General features: G+C 41.3%; 20 protein-coding genes. 8 read left to right on the top strand and 12 right to left on the bottom strand.

Features of this window, described 5'->3' with window-relative positions; translation table 11 throughout:
- Positions 1–21: 21 nt before the first annotated feature.
- From traM to JAZ75_RS04930, 9 genes are read right to left on the bottom strand one after another with little or no spacing between them, the layout of a single operon-like run.
- Positions 22–1,356, bottom strand: coding sequence for a conjugative transposon protein TraM (traM, locus tag JAZ75_RS04970; RefSeq protein ID WP_208700427.1), 1,335 nt, complete (start codon positions 1,354–1,356; stop codon positions 22–24).
- A complete protein-coding gene (locus tag JAZ75_RS04965) occupies positions 1,343–1,630 on the bottom strand; it encodes a hypothetical protein (RefSeq protein ID WP_019974903.1) in 288 nt (95 codons plus the stop codon). The genes traM and JAZ75_RS04965 overlap by 14 nt, the downstream gene beginning before the upstream one ends.
- A 19-nt stretch (positions 1,631–1,649) precedes the next feature.
- Positions 1,650–2,078: a hypothetical protein gene (locus JAZ75_RS04960; protein ID WP_019974902.1), complete on the bottom strand. Its 429-nt coding sequence runs from the start codon at positions 2,076–2,078 to the stop codon at positions 1,650–1,652.
- Between the two features lie 12 nt (positions 2,079–2,090).
- Entirely contained in the window at positions 2,091–2,714 is a 624-nt protein-coding gene (traK, locus tag JAZ75_RS04955; RefSeq protein ID WP_026357463.1) for a conjugative transposon protein TraK, read from the bottom strand.
- A 21-nt stretch (positions 2,715–2,735) separates the two neighbouring features.
- Complete coding sequence (gene traJ, locus JAZ75_RS04950; RefSeq protein ID WP_034727213.1) at positions 2,736–3,731, bottom strand: conjugative transposon protein TraJ; 996 nt, start codon at positions 3,729–3,731, stop codon at positions 2,736–2,738.
- A gap of 2 nt (positions 3,732–3,733) precedes the next feature.
- A complete protein-coding gene (locus tag JAZ75_RS04945; protein WP_019974899.1) occupies positions 3,734–4,366 on the bottom strand; it encodes a DUF4141 domain-containing protein in 633 nt (210 codons plus the stop codon).
- A gap of 26 nt (positions 4,367–4,392) precedes the next feature.
- A complete protein-coding gene (locus tag JAZ75_RS04940) occupies positions 4,393–6,897 on the bottom strand; it encodes a TraG family conjugative transposon ATPase (RefSeq protein WP_034727207.1) in 2,505 nt (834 codons plus the stop codon).
- Positions 6,894–7,226 carry a DUF4133 domain-containing protein gene (locus JAZ75_RS04935; RefSeq protein WP_034727204.1) on the bottom strand — a complete coding sequence of 111 codons (333 nt, stop codon included), beginning with the start codon at positions 7,224–7,226 and terminating at the stop codon, positions 6,894–6,896. The genes JAZ75_RS04940 and JAZ75_RS04935 overlap by 4 nt, the downstream gene beginning before the upstream one ends.
- Before the next feature lie 11 nt (positions 7,227–7,237).
- Positions 7,238–7,543: a DUF4134 domain-containing protein gene (locus tag JAZ75_RS04930; RefSeq protein ID WP_026706465.1), complete on the bottom strand. Its 306-nt coding sequence runs from the start codon at positions 7,541–7,543 to the stop codon at positions 7,238–7,240.
- A 189-nt stretch (positions 7,544–7,732) separates the two neighbouring features.
- Here JAZ75_RS04930 and JAZ75_RS04925 point away from each other — a divergent pair, with 189 nt between their 5' ends.
- The 3 genes from JAZ75_RS04925 (at position 7,733) to JAZ75_RS04915 (ending at position 11,099) form a co-directional block, all read left to right on the top strand.
- Positions 7,733–8,044 carry a hypothetical protein gene (locus JAZ75_RS04925; RefSeq protein ID WP_026706464.1) on the top strand — a complete coding sequence of 104 codons (312 nt, stop codon included), beginning with the start codon at positions 7,733–7,735 and terminating at the stop codon, positions 8,042–8,044.
- Positions 8,045–8,129: 85 nt separating this feature from the next.
- Entirely contained in the window at positions 8,130–10,301 is a 2,172-nt protein-coding gene (locus JAZ75_RS04920) for a TonB-dependent receptor (protein ID WP_026706463.1), read from the top strand.
- A 3-nt stretch (positions 10,302–10,304) separates the two neighbouring features.
- Positions 10,305–11,099, top strand: a complete 795-nt coding sequence (locus JAZ75_RS04915; protein WP_026706462.1) for a cation transporter — start codon at positions 10,305–10,307, stop codon at positions 11,097–11,099.
- A 60-nt stretch (positions 11,100–11,159) separates the two neighbouring features.
- Here the strand turns inward: JAZ75_RS04915 and JAZ75_RS04910 are convergent, their stop codons facing one another.
- The 3 genes from JAZ75_RS04910 to JAZ75_RS04900 are packed head-to-tail and all read right to left on the bottom strand — an operon-like array spanning position 11,160 to position 12,983.
- On the bottom strand, positions 11,160–11,795 hold the full coding sequence (locus JAZ75_RS04910; protein ID WP_034727198.1) for a hypothetical protein: 636 nt from the start codon (positions 11,793–11,795) through the stop codon (positions 11,160–11,162).
- A gap of 3 nt (positions 11,796–11,798) precedes the next feature.
- Positions 11,799–12,203 (bottom strand): DUF3408 domain-containing protein, encoded by a 405-nt coding sequence (locus JAZ75_RS04905; RefSeq protein WP_034727195.1) that lies wholly within the window; start codon positions 12,201–12,203, stop codon positions 11,799–11,801.
- 12 nt (positions 12,204–12,215) lie between these two features.
- Positions 12,216–12,983, bottom strand: a complete 768-nt coding sequence (locus JAZ75_RS04900; RefSeq protein WP_034727193.1) for a ParA family protein — start codon at positions 12,981–12,983, stop codon at positions 12,216–12,218.
- A 700-nt stretch (positions 12,984–13,683) separates the two neighbouring features.
- Here JAZ75_RS04900 and mobA point away from each other — a divergent pair.
- From mobA to JAZ75_RS26130, 5 genes are all read left to right on the top strand, one after another.
- Positions 13,684–14,115 (top strand): conjugal transfer protein MobA, encoded by a 432-nt coding sequence (gene mobA / locus JAZ75_RS04895; RefSeq protein WP_034727191.1) that lies wholly within the window; start codon positions 13,684–13,686, stop codon positions 14,113–14,115.
- Between the two features lie 8 nt (positions 14,116–14,123).
- Positions 14,124–15,404, top strand: coding sequence for a conjugal transfer protein MobB (gene mobB / locus JAZ75_RS04890; protein ID WP_034727188.1), 1,281 nt, complete (start codon positions 14,124–14,126; stop codon positions 15,402–15,404).
- Positions 15,405–15,532: 128 nt separating this feature from the next.
- Positions 15,533–15,907: an ArsR/SmtB family transcription factor gene (locus JAZ75_RS04885; RefSeq protein ID WP_002978466.1), complete on the top strand. Its 375-nt coding sequence runs from the start codon at positions 15,533–15,535 to the stop codon at positions 15,905–15,907.
- On the top strand, positions 15,904–16,497 hold the full coding sequence (merTP, locus tag JAZ75_RS04880; protein ID WP_002978464.1) for a mercuric transport protein MerTP: 594 nt from the start codon (positions 15,904–15,906) through the stop codon (positions 16,495–16,497). Before JAZ75_RS04885 ends, merTP begins: the two co-directional genes overlap by 4 nt.
- Positions 16,498–16,503: 6 nt before the next feature.
- Positions 16,504–16,710: a GDCCVxC domain-containing (seleno)protein gene (locus JAZ75_RS26130; protein WP_002996045.1), complete on the top strand. Its 207-nt coding sequence runs from the start codon at positions 16,504–16,506 to the stop codon at positions 16,708–16,710.
- The last annotated feature ends 136 nt before the right edge of the window (positions 16,711–16,846 follow it).

Raw genomic sequence — 16,846 nt, 5'->3', positions numbered from 1 at the left:
TTAAATTATTTGAGTTCAATATTATTTTTTAGATACAAGGAAGACCTGATGCCCCGCTTTTAGCGTAACCTTTGGGGTTCTTACCTTTTTGGCGAAATAGCCCGAAACACCCTGTACCACGCCACGGCTTAAATCAGCAGCAACCTGTTGTCCTGCATTCTGCGTGAGCATTATGTTTGTTCCCGAAGTCTGGCTCATATTGCCCGCCATTTCGGTAAGGGCGTTCATTTCGGGCGAATACGGAACGTACAAGCCTTGCTGTCCGTCCAAATCGTAAATGGTTATATCCACCGGAATGATGTTGCCCTCTAATTCTACGGAGGTAATTTTTAGCTGTAATCGACCTCCCTGAAATTTAGCGTTAGCTGTTACAATCGTTCCTTTTGGAATGGTACGTTGAGGCGTTTGGGCTGGCTCTAACAATCGCAATCGTACCCCTGTTTCGCCGATAACCGTTTGTGCATCGTGTACACAGGCTTTGATACTGTTTTTCGGTTGTGCCGTTTGCTCAATAGAACCTGCGGTATAAAAGCCCCGGTTTCTTGTTTCGCTCCAATCGGCTAAAAAGGCACTGTCCGTAGGCTCACGATACAAAGCGGAAACGGTGTTCTTTCTTGTAGGTGTGAATGCCACAAAATGCTCCTTTTGAGTTGAACCTGCGGTAGCCGTACCTGCATCCTTAGCAGGTGGGGCTTCTGTCGAATTTGTACCTGTTGGCAGATACTTTGCCGCCATCTGGTAGGATTTCTCCATTAGGGCAAGCTGGTCATCAACGGTTACAGATTTAGGTACATCTTTCTCGGCTAATTGTTCTTTTAGTTCGTCCAATTGCCTGCGGAGTTCTGTTGTTTCAGAGTTGTTATCCTGATAAAATGAACCCAATGTGCTTTGTGCATTGCGGTAACTGCTCAATGCAGGATTGCCGTTTCTTCCCGAACCTCTGCCAACGCCATAGCTGCTGTTTTCGTCTTCTTCGGGAAATTCATCATTAGGCTCTTTTTTGTCTTCAGTATTCCAATAGTCAGAAAGCGTGGTAAGTGCATTGCGTTTTTCTTGCTCTTTGCGTTCCAGCATTTCCAACTCGTAAGCCTTGCCTTTGTCGGCAGGCATTCCTGCTCCGGTAGCCTCCGGTACTGCATCGTTCAGCCCAATGTTCTCAATTTCCTTTTTGTCTGCGGATGGTTTAAATATGAGGTACATACAACCTACGAAGACAATTCCCATTAAGCCAAAGATGAGTGGCTTTTTGAGCTTTTCGGCTTTGTTCTGTGTACCGTCTTGCAGTCCATCAGTGGTTGCTGCCGGGCTACCCTCGGTTACCCGAACAACCGACTTTTTGTTCTCATTTTCTTTCATAAATCTTGTTTTTTAGAATTGTTGATAATGTGTCCTGCAATCTTGCAGGACTTTCACTTTTTTTGAGGACAGGGTTTTCGATATGCTCGATGACCATATCGTTACCCGACTTTGAGGTATCGTACCATACTTTGCAAATGACACCTGCCGTAAGCAGTAGATACCCCACAAAAAAGTAAAGTGTGTATTGGTGCTGTTTCCGCAAGGGCAATGCCCGCCAGCGTTCGTCCAGCTTGTCAAAGTACCTGTCCATATTTGCTCTTAGTTTTTTCATAACCTTACTATTTCTGTTGTTATAGCTTGAAACGCTTAGGACTTTGACCTGCCTTTTGCTTCGGTTCTTCATTGACCAAAGCGACTGCCTCAACCGCTTTGGGTGCGGATATGACTGACAGGTTTGTCAGTTCCGATTTTTTCAGCAGTTGCCCAAATTGGTCTTTCCTTGCAACCTCCATTCTGTTAAGCGAGAATTTGCCGTTCAGGTATTTTACCCACATACTGCATTCTACACTTGGCTTGTCTTCGCCCGACCATTGCAGGTAGCCCGTCAGCAACAAGTCCTGTTTAGGCAAACTATCTGTACCTTTTTGGCAGTTTTCGAGGTATTCGCCGATACTTTCCTTCAACTTTCCAGCATACGCTCCCTGCGTATGGAAATAGCCGTTATATCCTTTATCGGTAAGGATTTTTGCAAACGTGTTTAAATCTGATAATGCTTCCATAAGATTGTTTTTTTAGCGTTCGATAACTTCTATATCCCTGTTTTCTATCACTGCAAACTTTTCGATGTTGAAGCCTTGCGGGTTGTTGTCCGAACGGACAGAGTTCACGAGATAGCAGGAAGTAATCAGGTTACGCCTGGTCACGTTGCTCGAACGGATAATGAATTGTTTGGCGTAGGTACGCACCGCATAAGGATAGGTGTCGAAATTGCACACGACACTATCCACCTCAATGCGTTGCTGTACATTCCCCGAAATAATCCTGCTGTAATAGCCCTTTTCCGACAGGTCTTTGTAATAATCAAAAGCTGATTTATCGGCAAGGTTGAATGCCCTGCTCATATTGCTTTCGATAGCGTTCTTGTCGGGAGCAAGCGTAAAAAAGAGTTCGTGAAAACGCCTGACGTGTTCCCTTGCTTCCACAGGTCGGTTGATACTTGCATCTTGCGATAAGGCAAGCATCAACGATTTTCCATTATCCAGCACATAGATTTTTTGGCGTTGTTCGTCTGCAAAGCTGTAAGATTTCCAAAGTGAAAATCCTACCACGCTTAGGCAGAGAACGGCAAATACAATGGCATACAGCCGTATTTGCCTAAAACTGTTTTCGATATTTCTTAATGTTTTAAATTCCATTTTTAAATGATTTGATTGTTTTTATTTCCCCATTAACTTGCCACCGATATTTCCAACTGCCGAACCTGTTCCTGCTCCGGCGATATTTCCGGTTTTCATTGCGGCTTGGTTTACGTTACGGGTAAAGTTCCCTGCACCGCCTGCCTGAATAATCCAGCCTGTTACCGTTGGGATAGTGAAGTAGCCCACGATACCGATTATCATAAAGATGATGTACACGGTATTTGAGGTATCAGGAATGTAAGTCGGGTCGGCAAGCATTGCTATATCCTTTTCGATAATGAGGGATTGTATTTTGGCAAGCATAGAGCTGAACAGGTCTGCCACAGGCAACCACAGGTAAACGCTGACGTATCGGGTCAGCCATTGCGTGAGCGTGGACTGAAAACCGTCCCACACGCTTATCGCAAAGGCTATCGGACCGAGTATGGACAGGACAATGAGAAAGAACGTCCTTATGGTATCAATAACCAAAGCTGCCGCCTGAAACAGTACCTCTAACAGATTGCGAAACCAATTCTTAATAGCTTGTTCGGTTTGGTAGGCAAACCTATCCATATACATTCCCGACATCGTAATCAAATCGCCGGGCGACCAGCCCAATTCTTCGAGCTTTTTATCAAATTCCTCATTTGATACGAGATAGGCTGTTTCAGGATTTCGTAGCATAGCTTCCCGTTCGAGCAGGTCTTTTTTCGCCTGCAAATCGTTGAGGTCAAGCACCTGATTTTCGAGGATTGTGTGAGTACCCTGTACCACCGGACTTAACACGGCATTGATTGTTCCCAATACGATAGTTGGGAAAAACATAATGCAAAGCCCCAAAGCGAAAGGACGGAGCAAAGGGTACATATCAATGGGTTCAGCCCTGCTCAAAGCCTGCCATACTTTTATGGCAACATAGAACAAAGCCCCCAATCCGGCTATCCCTTTAGCCACTGCCGCCATATCGGCGGACAGTGGGAGCATCTCATCATATAATGAGCGTAGGACTTCGTGAAGATTTTGAAATTCCATAACTACCAGTATTTTTGGTTAGGAGTTCCATAGAGGTCAAGCACTCTTTTGGTATTGTTCTGCTTTTTTGCTCTTAGAATACTTACAGAGATATTCTTATTGGTATAGTAGCGTACCAAGCTGTGGTATTCCTTTACTTCTTTGTACACTCTATCAATAATATCCATACGCTCTTTGTCGTTCAGCGAAAGGCTTGATGAGGTTACAATCTGTTTGAGTTCTTTCAGCAGTTCGGTACTTTCATTCAGCAATGCCGAATAACCATTGCTGATAGCTGCCAATTCCTGTGCAGAAAAATTCGGGTCGTTCATCATCTTACCGAAGTTGGTAACATACATTTCGGATACGTCACCGACAAGCAATACAGTCTGCTGTACCTTACGTGCATCTTTTACAAGATTATTTACAGCTTGTAGCTTGTCGTAATACTCCTTACCCTGTTTATACACCTTTTCCACTTCCTTGAAATTTTTAATTACATTGGATACCGTGGAAGAAGTCTGTACGATTTCATTCGCACTGTTGAGAATACCTGATGCCAGATTTGTGGGGTCGGTTACTACCCATTGTGCTTTTGCGGACGGTGCTACGGCGAGCATTAGTGCCGTACACACCATAAAAAGGAACTTTTTCATTTTTATGAATTTTAAAATGTTAATGACTATTGATTTGCTTTGTCACGCCTTTGCATTGCGATATGCTTAATGGCGAGTTCTACGTTACCGTCCAATTCGGAAGCTAATTGCATTACCTCCATTTTTTCGGTTTCTTCTGTCGTGTATGCGAGGTATTCCTCCAAACTAACTTCGGTGGCATAGACTGCCGAGTTCGTACCACCTAAGCCAATCCAAACCTCTTTGTACAGTCGGCTTGCATCGTTGTTCATATTGATAGAAAGTACCTGACCTTTTTCCTTATCTGTAAGCCCCAACATTGCCTGTATGTCATCGAATTTATTCATATACTTACGCTGGTCTAAGAGGATTTTACAGTCGGAATTGTTGATGATACTTTCTTTTACAATGGGCGACTGGATAATATCATCTACCTCTTGCGTAACGACAATCGCCTCTCCGAAGAATTTGCGGACGGTTTTAAATAAATATTTTATATACTCCGCCATTCCTTCTTTGGCAATCGCTTTCCACGCTTCTTCAATCAGGATGAGTTTTCGGATACCTTTCAGCCTCCGCATCTTGTTGATAAAAACTTCCATAATGATAATTGTGACTATGGGAAAGAGGATTTTGTGGTCTTTAATCGCATCAATTTCAAACACGATAAAGCGTTTGGAAAGCAGGTCTAACTGCTTATCGGAGTTCAACAGATAATCGTACTCTCCACCTTTATAGTAGGGTTCGAGAACGTTTAAAAAATTTGCTATGTCAAAGTCTTTTTCCCTTACCTGTTTTTCTTCGAGTACCTTGCGGTAATCGCCCCGTACATACTCATAGAAACCGTTAAATGATGGGTAAACATCGTCCGTTTTGATACGTTCGATATAGCCGCTTACGGCATTGGAAAGAGCAACCTCTTCAGAACGGGTTGGCGGTTCATCATCACGTTTCCAGAGTGTCAGTATTAAAGTCTTGACACTTTCACGCTTCTCAATGTCGAACACGCCATCATCGGTATAGAAAGGGTTAAAGGCAATGGGATTGTCTTCGGTGTATGTAAAATACACGCCGTCTTCGCCTTTGGTCTTTCCTTTGATGAGTTCGCATAAGCCCTGATAACTATTCCCTGTATCCACCAACAGGACGTGAGCACCCTGTTCGTAGTATTGCCTTACCATATGATTTGTGAAGAACGATTTTCCCGAACCCGATGGCCCCAAAATGAATTTGTTGCGGTTCGTGATAATCCCACGCTTCATTGGCAAATCCGATATATCCAAATGGATAGGCTTTCCGGTCAGGCGGTCAGCCATTTTGATACCGAACGGAGAGGGCGAATTGTGGTAGTTGGTTTCTTCCGTGAAGAAGCACAAAGCAGGCTCAATGAATGTGTAAAAACTTTCCTCGCTCGGAAAATCGCCTGCATTGCCCGGCATTCCAGCCCAAAACAAAGTGGCTACGTCCGTAGTGTTGTGGCGAGGCTTACACTCCATCAATGCCAATGCACTACCGCAATCGTTCTTTAACTGTTTCAGCTCCGCAGGGTCTTCCGACCACGCCATAATGTTGAAGTGTGCCCTTATGGAAGAAAGACCGAACGAATGTGCTTCGTTCAGGTATTTTTCTATCCACTCTTTGTTGATTTGGTTTGCCCTGCTATACCTTGCCAAAGAGTGCATATTCCTTGCAGACTTTTCAAACTTTTGCAGGTTGTCTTCGCTGTTATCCAAAAACAAATATTGGTTGTAGATATGGTTACAGCTAAGGAGTAATCCCACAGGAGCAGCGAACGACAAACGGCAGTCGCTCCGGTCGGTGGATAGCTTTTCAAAACGGGTATCAGCCGATACCGTTCCGGGCAAATCGTCTGTATCGGACAAGGTGTGCAGGCTCAACCTTTTGTTTCCGATACGGACTTCTTCCGTTCCGAGTGCGATGTCCTGCATCGGTGTTCCGCTTTCCCTTGACAGGGTTAGGTACTGTTCCAACAATCCCTGCTTTTCGTCCGTTCCGATGATTTCATCTTCGGTAAGGCGTTGCAGGGTTATGAAACCGCTATCGTTCACGATACGCTCAAACTGTGCCACGGCTTCCATAAAGCGGTGTATCGTTTCCTTGTTCCTGATTTCCTTTGGTATGAGCGTACCTTTGCAAAGCGAACTGAAGTTGCTTTGCATACGCATTCTTTCCTTAGTGGTCTTGGTCAGGAACAGGTAACAATAATGGTTCAGAAATGGTCGCTCATTAAAATGGCGTTGGTAGGATTTAGCCAAAAAACTTTGGTCTTCCTTTGCCAAATCGGGAGCATAGCTTTCTTTGATGTACCAATCCTGTTTGTGGATGACCGTAAAATCCGGCAAGGTCTTGATAGCCTTATGCCAGGCGGAGTGAATAGCTTCGTATTCCGCCGATGCTACCGTAAACAGTTCCGGCAAACGAACCTCAAAGCAGGCGGTAATGTCCGCATCTTTGGAAAGGATGCAGTTGTTTTCTACTGCCAACAAAGGAAATTTGTTTTCCAGCGTTGTTGTCTTTGCAACGTTTCTCATAGGGCATTCGATTTAGGAGTGAATTTTAAATAGCGGTGTACAGGCTTGCGACAAATGATGTATCGGGGATGTCTTTTTCCTGCCCCGATTTTCATTAGCCCGTGCTCGCCATATTTCCTGTTCAGTGAAAAGGTCTGCCATACAATCAGCGAAGCACCACCAGCACCGAGAAACAGGCAGATGTAAGAGTTTATTCCTGCCATATACAGTATCATCACGAAGATGAGCGTGCCGAGCAGCCCACCTGCGAAAATGAACAGGTATTGTGCTTTCAGACCCTTAAATTCCACCGTTCTTCCTATGCCTTTGTTTATGTTGTAATTGTTCATAAACTAGAGGATTAAAGAAAGAATGAACGCAGGATGGTAGCTGCCACGATTAAAAAGATACACGCACCAAACCAGCTTGCCGCAGTTTTGGATGTATCGGGGTCGCCCGAACTGAATTTGTTGTACACCTTAACGCCTCCGATTAACCCGACTACTGCACCTATGGCGTAGATTAATTGGGTTGCGGGGTCGAAATAAGACGTTACCATTTGGGTAGCCTCGTTGATACCTGCTGTACCGTTTCCCTGTGCGAAAGCACCAATTCCTGACAGCATAGCCACGGCTGCCAGCAAAACTTTTTTTCTCTGTTTTTCCATAACTGAAACACATTAATTTGTTATTGTTATCCCGCACCTTGCGGGCTTTCGGGACAAAGGTGTTTCAGAAATTAGAGCGTTATAAGAAAGTGGCAGTCAGTGGAATTGTTTGGCGGTGGGTGGCGTTATAGAGATGAAAAAAAGAGGATATATATTTATTGGACAATGTTTATTTACTATCTTCGCAAAATGAAATTTATATCTTTAATATTAGCCGTTTATGTATTGCTGTTATCAGCAGTACCGACTTTTATTGAGGATAAATGTATGCAGGAGCATACAACCGAGCAAGGACAAAACGGACAGGAAGACCAAGATTGCAATAAGGGTTGTTGTTCGCCATTTTTTAGCTGTAATACCTGTACGGGATTTGTTTTAATTACTTTTCATTTTTCGGTTACACATTCAGTAAAAGAACCGCAAAGAAAATTAGGAACAATGCCAACACCGCCTGTTTCTGATTTTCCCTTTTCCGTTTGGCATCCCCCACAGCTTGTTTAATATCTAGTGCTTTCAGCACAGTTTATTTCCTGCGGTGCTTAGCACCGCTATAATCCATTTATTCATATTAAGCATCATTTTTACAATGAAAAAAATACTTATTGTGTCATTTTTTATGGCACTAAACCTTTGTGTATATGCACAAAATACGTTCAAAGCTGTAATTAAAGACAGTGAAAAAAAAGAGCTTTTAATGGGCGTAACCGCACAGGTTACGGGAACTACAATCGCAACAACTTCAGATGAAAACGGACAAATCATATTAACAGGTATTCCAAACGGTTTGCAGGAAATTCAATTTAGTTATGTTGGTTTTGCCCAACGTACCGACAGCTTTAATTTTCCGTTAAAAGATACAACCCCGATTGAAATCCTACTTTCTGAACAATCGGAAGATTTGGAAGAAATCGTTATTTCATCAACAAGAAGTACAAGAACTATCCAAAATATCCCTACAAGAATTGAATTTATCGGAGGTGAAGAATTGGACGAAAAAGGCAATATGAAAGCAGGGGATATTCGTATGCTTTTGAGTGAGAGTACAGGTATTCATGTACAAACCACATCGCCCACAAGTGCCAACGCAAGTATTCGTATTCAAGGGCTTGACGGACGATATACGCAAATCTTAAAAGACGGTTTCCCGATTTATTCGGGTGCTTCAAGTGGGTTAGGTTTGTTGCAAATCCCACCCCTTGACTTAAAGCAGGTGGAAGTTATCAAAGGTTCAACTTCCACGCTGTATGGTGGTGGAGCAATAGCAGGTCTGGTCAATCTGATTTCCAAAACACCAACGGAAGAAAGGGATTTACGCTTTCATTTAAACGGAACATCGGGCAGAGGTTTAGACATCAACGGTTTTTACGGACAGAAGTTTAAGAAAATCGGAACGACAATATTTGCTTCGCACAATCGCAACGGAGCTTACGACCCTGCACAAATCGGGCTTTCTGCCATTCCCCAATTTGAAAGGTATGTACTGAACCCTAAATTATTTGTTTACTTCAATGATAAAACAAAAATGAACTTTGGTATCAATACCACCATTGAAAACCGTTTGGGTGGCGATATGCTCTACATCAAAGGCAAAGGAGATAACACCCATCAATATTTTGAAGAAAACAAAACACAGCGTTATTCCACTCAATTTGTTTTTGACCATACTGTAAACGAAAACAGTTTTGTACAATTCAAAAACAGCGTAAGTTATTTTAACCGCAATACGGCTATTCCGAATTACGAATTTGAGGGAACGCAGACCGCTACTTTTACGGAAGCAAGCTATACGCACAGCAAAGAAAAATCGGAATGGGTAACAGGCGTTAATATTTGGACTGATAATTTTAAAGAAAAACAGATTACTGCATTTCCGTTGAGGGATTATACTCATACCACATTCGGGGCTTTCGTTCAAAATTCTTTTAAGGCTACCGATTGGCTTCAATTGGAAGCAGGTTTAAGGACGGATTATGTGATTGATTATGGAGCTGTTTTTTTGCCAAGAGTATCGGCATTGTTTAAGATTGCAAATGGATTGACTTCACGTGTCGGGGGCGGATTTGGCTACAAAACACCAACCATTTTTACCGAAGAAAGCGAACGCATACAATATCAAAACGTAATGCCTATTAACGATAAAACCAATAAATTAGAAAGGAGCTACGGAGCAAATGCAGACATCAACTACCGTACTAATATAGGCGATGATTGGACATTCAGCATAAACCAATTGTTTTTTTATACTTATCTGGATAATCCTTTGTTGCTTCAAAATCCATCTGCTAATCTTTATCAGTTCATCAATTCATCGGGCTACATACATACTAAAGGAACAGAAACCAACGTAAAAATAGGATATGATGATTTGAAACTGTTTCTGGGCTACACCTTTACCGATACCCGATTGATTGAAAACGGAACAACTACCGAAAATCCATTAACCCCAAAACACCGTATTAACTCTGTACTGATGTATGAAATTGAGGATAAATGGAAGATTGGTTTAGAAGCCTATTATTTCAGTCCGCAAAAGCTCAATGACGGAACAATAGGAAACGATTATTGGACATGTGGCTTTATGGCTGAAAAGATTTGGGAAAGATTTTCTTTATATATCAACTTTGAAAACTTCCTTGATACAAGACAGACACGTTTTGATAACATTTATACAGGTACTATAACCAACCCTGTTTTTAAAGATATTTATGCACCATTGGACGGATTTGTAATTAACGGAGGAATAAAATTTAAACTTTAAAAGATGAACAAAACAATATTCAATATTACAAAAATGGATTGCCCAAGTGAGGAGCAGTTAATCCGTATGAAACTGCAAAACTTTGATACGGTAAAATCATTAGAGTTTGATATTCCAAACAGAAAGCTGAACGTTTATCACAATGGAAATCCCGACCCGATTTTAACGGCTTTGGGAACACTAAACCTGAATACTACATTGATTTCAACTGAAGAAAGCAATGCAATTTTTGAAACAGATACAAATAATAACCAACGGAAACTACTTTGGACTGTACTGATTATTAATTTCGTTTTCTTTGGATTGGAAATGGTGTTTGGCATTTTTTCCAATTCAATGGGTTTGGTAGCTGATAGTTTGGATATGCTTGCGGACAGTATCGTTTATGCTTTGGCTTTATTCGCTGTGGGTGGAACAATAGCAAGGAAAAACAACATCGCCAAATTTGCAGGGTACTTTCAAATCCTATTGGCTGTTATTGGTTTTGTTGAAGTTATCAGGCGTTTTTTAGGCTTTGAAAAAATGCCCGATTTTCAAACTATGATTATCGTTTCTGTTTTGGCACTAATGGCAAATATATTTTGTCTTTACCTGTTGCAAAAGAACAAAAGCAAAGAAGCCCACATACAGGCAACTATGATTTTTACATCAAACGATGTTATTATCAATTCGGGTGTTATCGTTGCAGGGCTTTTGGTTCATTGGCTCAATTCAAGCTATCCCGATTTGATTATCGGAGCTATTGTATTCTTAGTTGTGGCAAGGGGGGCATACAGAATATTGAAGTTGGCGAAATGAGTGAGAAAAAATTGAGCCTGAAAAACTAAATTTCAGGCTCATTTAAAATCTTCTATTTTTTTACACAAACTCCCCAATGTCAAAATCACTCAAATCACTTTTCCGCAAAGTGGAAGAACCGGCTTCCGTTTCAGATGAAAGGGTGCTATCCAAAAGCTCGGCTATTTTTCGGGAAGCATCTTCCATGGAATTTTCCAATAGGTTGAATAACTCAGTTCCCTGTATTTTTTGAACTATCGCTATCGCTGTTTCCTTTTGGGCTGGTTCCAATTCTTCTTTTTGGAGCAACACCCCCACGGAGCTTAGTTCTTCAAAGGTAACCCCTTGGGCAAAACCGTTATCACCACCGGATATTCCGTACCTGTTCCATTCTTCTTCCTCTTCATCCAAATCAGGCATATTTCTGAAAACTTCGTCCAGCTCTTCCTGCGGAATTTGAACACTTACGTTTTCATTTTCGTCGTACTCAATGTCTAAATTAGCAGGGTTTATTTCGTTTTCCTGAATTTGGCGTTCAGTGGCAGTGTTTGGCAGGGAAAGGCGTTCTACAGGTTTGGGCTGTCCCATAATATCGGGTAAGTTCGGGTTGACTTTTTTATGCGGAGGGTCTTGTTTCGACCTTTTATGAATTACAATTTTATCCTGCAATAGCAGGACAATGACTATGAGTAGGCATATCACAATTACTATTTCCATAGCTTATAGAATAGGTTTAAAATGTTCGTTGAAATAATCGGTAATATCTTCACGGTACTCCCTGAAATGATGTTCGAGAATGTTGTCAATGTAAGAGTAGAGCGTTGTTCTTTCTTCCCTTGTCAGTTGAACGATGCGGAGCAATCTTTCGTGGTATTCAGGGCGTATGTAAACGACCTTGCCGTTACGCCCCGATGGAAACCGATTGACCAAAAACGTTTCCTCATAGTCCACTTTTTTTGATGAACTGTTACGGGCTTTTTCCCTTGGCTTGGTTTCCTTTGGTACATCCTGCTTTTTGTTATTGCTCGGTGGAGCTACAAGCTCATCGCCGCTTATGATGTTCATAAGGTATTCCTCATCAACATTGGGCTTTTCAAAATCGTTGTTTTTGTTATTTGAAGCCATACTTTACTGTTTTTATAGATGAGTGATTTTTAAAAATTCCTCGACAAACAAATCCATTTTCGTTGCTTTCATCAACTGTGGTTCAGCAGGCAGCAAACTTGATCGGAACACATAACTGCCTGTGTCGTCTGTTTCCTTTCGGAAACGTTTGCTGTCCATTATCCTTGTTTCCATTATGGGCAGATTCAGTGCATTGATGACATTTTGGTATGCCGCGTACAATCCTGTTCTTTCCCTCCCGTCCACTTGGTTCCAAAATAGCCACATCTCTTGTTCGGGATTTCCCTCGTCCGTTTGGGGAAGTCCGAGAAAGGCCTTGGTAAAGCCCAATGTACTTTCCACTACCAAACGATCGGCAGTAATGGGCGAAAAGATAAAGTCCATTTTTTTCAAGGTAGTCAGTACGCCTTTGGTATTGGCTGTTCCGGGCAGATCGAAGAAAACCACATCCGGTTCAACCGCCGACTGGCTTGTATATTCCGATGCTTTATCCAAAGCCGTTTCAGCCTTGCATTTAATAATCGGGTACGCTTTTTTGTTGATGGTTTGAAACTGCTTCATTGCTGCCTTTTTATGGTAGTCGTTCTGCATTATGGTTCTCTTATCCCTTTCACGCATATTTGTCAGGCTGTGTTGTGGAAAGTCGCAGTCCATCACCAGTACATTAAAACCTAAACGGTAATGAAGCACACTTGCCAGCAAGGTGGTCATCGTGGATTTTCCCACACCGCCCTTTTGGGTGGAGAAGCTGATTTTTAAAGTTTTCTTTGTTGTTTCCATTATTTAAAAATTTATTGTTACACACTTTATCTGTTTTGTAGGATTGAATATTGGTTTATCTGATTATTACCTCGTTCATATATTCCTGCATTCCCTTTTGGGTGCTTTCCTGCACAGGTATTTGCTTTCATTTTTGCCTTGTTAGGTACATTCTTTGGCAAGTGGAAAAACTTGCAACAGGTAAATTGCTTTACCGCTTTTATGCTTTTACACTTTTATTGTTTTATGCTTTTAAAACCTTATGCTTTTATTCCAAACTATCTGTTTGCAAACCTGATTTTCTTCTTTGTTTAGATACATTTTTTACTACCTGCACTAAAATTCTACGGCAAATAAAGCGATTGATTTAACCGCTGATTGAGCTGTGGCAGTGTTTGGCGTTCAAAGGCAGTGTTTGGTACTGCTATACAGTACAATGCTTTCGTAAACAGGGCTTTACTTTGTAAAATGATTTTTATTAACGGATTTATGCAAAAGTCTTTTGACAAAATGGAGGGTAACGGGAACGGCTTCTATCCGTTTTTCCCTGTTACATCCAATCCGTCCCGCAGGGCGGATTTTTGTGTTCAACAGAACACGGCAAGTTGTGTTTTGAGGCACTCGAAACCGAGTTAGTGCCTCAAAACAACTTGCCCTGCTGGGAGCTTAAAAAACGTCTTCCGAAGTCAGCGTTTTGTGTGGATTTAAAAATGGATTAGTGATGAACGAGAACAATAACAAAAAACAGAATAAGGGCGGACGGAGAGCTAAGACCGACCCAAGCATCCATCGCCACGTTTTCCGCCTTACAGACGAAGAAAACGCCAAACTTTTATCGCTTTTTGAAGCATCGGGAATGCCCAATAAAGCAAAGTTTATTATTTCCCTGCTGTTTAGTAAGGAAATGAAATCGGTTAAAATTGACAAAGGAACAGTTGATTTTTATATGCGACTGACTTCTTTTCACAGCCAGTTTCGCTCCATAGGTGTAAACTATAACCAGATTGTAAAGCTGTTGTACAAGAATTTTTCGGAGAAAAAAGCCGCAGCGTTCCTTTACAAATTGGAAAAACAAACGGCTGAAATGGCGATGCTATGCCAAAAAATCATTCAGATAACCGAAGAATTTGAAGCAAAGAACCTGAAAAAATAGCAGTACAGATGATAGCAAAGATTGGCAGAAGCGGGAATTTATACGGTGCATTGGCGTACAATCAGCTCAAAGTAGAGAATGAAAACGGGAAAATTCTGTTCGCAAATAAGATAATCGAAACGCCAACTGGAGCATATACTGTTGCACAATTAGCACAATCTTTTGCACCTTACCTGATTGCCAACCGCAATACGGAAAAGCATACGTTGCATATTTCGCTCAATCCCGACCCGAAAGATAAGGTTAGCGATGACAGGTTTCGGCAAATGGCGGAAGAATATATGCGGGAAATGGGCTACGGCGAACAGCCTTTTGTGGTATTCAAACATACCGATATCGACCGCAGCCATATACACATTGTATCGGTTTGCGTGGACGAGCAGGGCAAAAAGATTTCGGACAAATTCGAGAAAATGCGGTCTATGAATGTGTGCCGTGAACTGGAAAGACAACACGGCTTGATACCCGCAACCGATAAAGAACACAAGCAGAACGACAAGATTTTCCGTCCGGTAGATTATCGGGCAGGCGATGTGAAAAGCCAAATCGCTTCGGTTGTCCGCCACCTACCGAATTATTATAAGTTTCAGACTTTGGGCGAATACAATGCCTTGCTTTCCCTGTTTAATGTTACCACCGAAAAAGTGGAGGGCGAATTGCAGGGAAAAATGCGGCAAGGCTTATTATATATTCCTTTAAACGAGAAAGGCGAAAGAGCCGGGCATCCGTTCAAGGCTTCGTTGTTTGGTAAAAATGCAGGGCTTCCGGCTTTGGAACTGCATTTTGCAAAATGCAAAGAGGATTTAAAAGACCACCCAAGTAAGCAGACCCTAAAAGCTGCAATTTCTATTGCTCTGAAATCCACAAATGATGAGCAGGCTTTTAAAAAGCAGTTGAGTGAACAGGGCATTAATGTAGTGGTCCGCCGGAACGATACAGGTCGTATTTATGGTATCACTTTCATAGACCACAATTCAAAGGCGGTTTGGAACGGTTCACGCTTAGCAAAGGAACTTTCTGCCAATACCTTTAATGATTATTGGAACAATAATATCAAACCGGAGATTAAAGAACCTGTCGTACAACTTCCAAAAACATCCACATCAAATGATGCAGATCTTCCTGCGGAAGAACCTCATCATTTGTTCGACTTCCTGAATACTACTGAAAAAAACGAAGACGGTTTGATTGAGGCATTTGGCGGTTTGTTACCCGAAGCACAGGGCGATGATTACGAGGAACAGGATTTTGCTAACAAAATGAAGAAGAAAAAAAAAAGAAGACTGTAAGAGGTCAGATTTTGGAATTAAAAATCTGTTTTTAAAAAGATTTATTGAGCTGTCACTTTATAATTCTGAAAGAATTTGAGTTGTATTTAAGTAATTGCTTAAATAAACAAATTGACTATCTTTGTGCTATGGACAATAATTCTTGCATACGACAACAAGCAGACATTAAACAAATAAACCGCTGTAAAGACCGAGTTTCAGAACTCAACGGTTCTTTTGACTATTTATCGAACGGACTTGAATTAGCGGGAAACAATGTAAGACTGAAAATACTCTTTCTACTTTATGAAGAAAAACGACTTTGTGTTTGTGATATAAGTGATATTCTTGGTATGACAATTTCAGCGGTTTCACAACACTTGCGGAAACTCAAAGACAGAAAACTTATTGAAACCGAACGAGAAGCTCAAACTATTTTTCACTCACTGACTAAAGAGTATGAAAAAATGCTGAAACCATTTTTCAAAATACTTGACGAAAACAAAATATTAGAAACAATATGAAAACTGACAAAAAATTAATTGGTGCAGGACTTTTGACTACAATTGCAGCTTCTCTTTGTTGCATCACACCAGTATTGGCTCTTATTGCAGGAACAAGCGGTCTTGCTTCCACTTTTTCTTGGCTTGAACCTTTTCGACCCTATTTTATCGGGTTGACAATTTTGGTTCTTGGTTTTGCTTGGTATCAAAAGTTGAAACCCAAAAAGCAGATAGATTGCAATTGTGAGACAGAAGAAAAACCAAAATTCATTCAGTCAAAAATGTTTTTAGGAATTGTAACAGCATTTGCAATCGTAATGCTTGCCTTTCCATACTACTCAAGCATTTTCTACCCAAAGACAGAAAAGCAAATTATAGCGGTGGACAAATCCAATATTCAAAAAGTAGAATTTACGATTAGCGGAATGACTTGTGCAAGTTGTGGCGAACACGTAAATCACGAAGTAAATAAATTGACAGGAATAATAAGTTCAAACGCCTCATACGAAAAAGGAAACGCAATCGTGGAATTTGACAACTCAAAAACGAATATTTCTGAGGTCGAAAAAGCAATTAACTCAACAGGATATTCTGTAACCGACAAAAAATAAAACCAAATGGAAATCATATTGCAATCAACAATTACTTGCCCCAACTGCGGACACAAGAAAGAAGAAACAATGCCGACAGACGCTTGCCAATATTTCTACGAATGTGAAAAATGCAAACAAGTTCTTAAACCAAAACAAGGAGACTGTTGTGTTTATTGTAGTTACGGAAGTGTTCCTTGTCCACCAATTCAGCAGGACAAAAAATGTTGCTGACGGACAGAAAACAGAAGAGCAACTAAAAGTATTTTTTATTTGGATGCTTCATAAATGTTACGATACAAAAGGATCATAGAAGCTACAACTCTTATCACTTCGCCAAACACTGCCACGCACCGCCATTGACTGCCAC

The sequence above is a fragment of the Sphingobacterium sp. UDSM-2020 genome (assembly GCF_016132525.1).
In the GTDB taxonomy this organism is placed as follows: Bacteria; Bacteroidota; Bacteroidia; order Sphingobacteriales; family Sphingobacteriaceae; genus Sphingobacterium; species Sphingobacterium anhuiense.
Note: the sequence above shows the minus strand (reverse complement) of the source record. Positions and strands in the feature narration are given on the sequence as shown.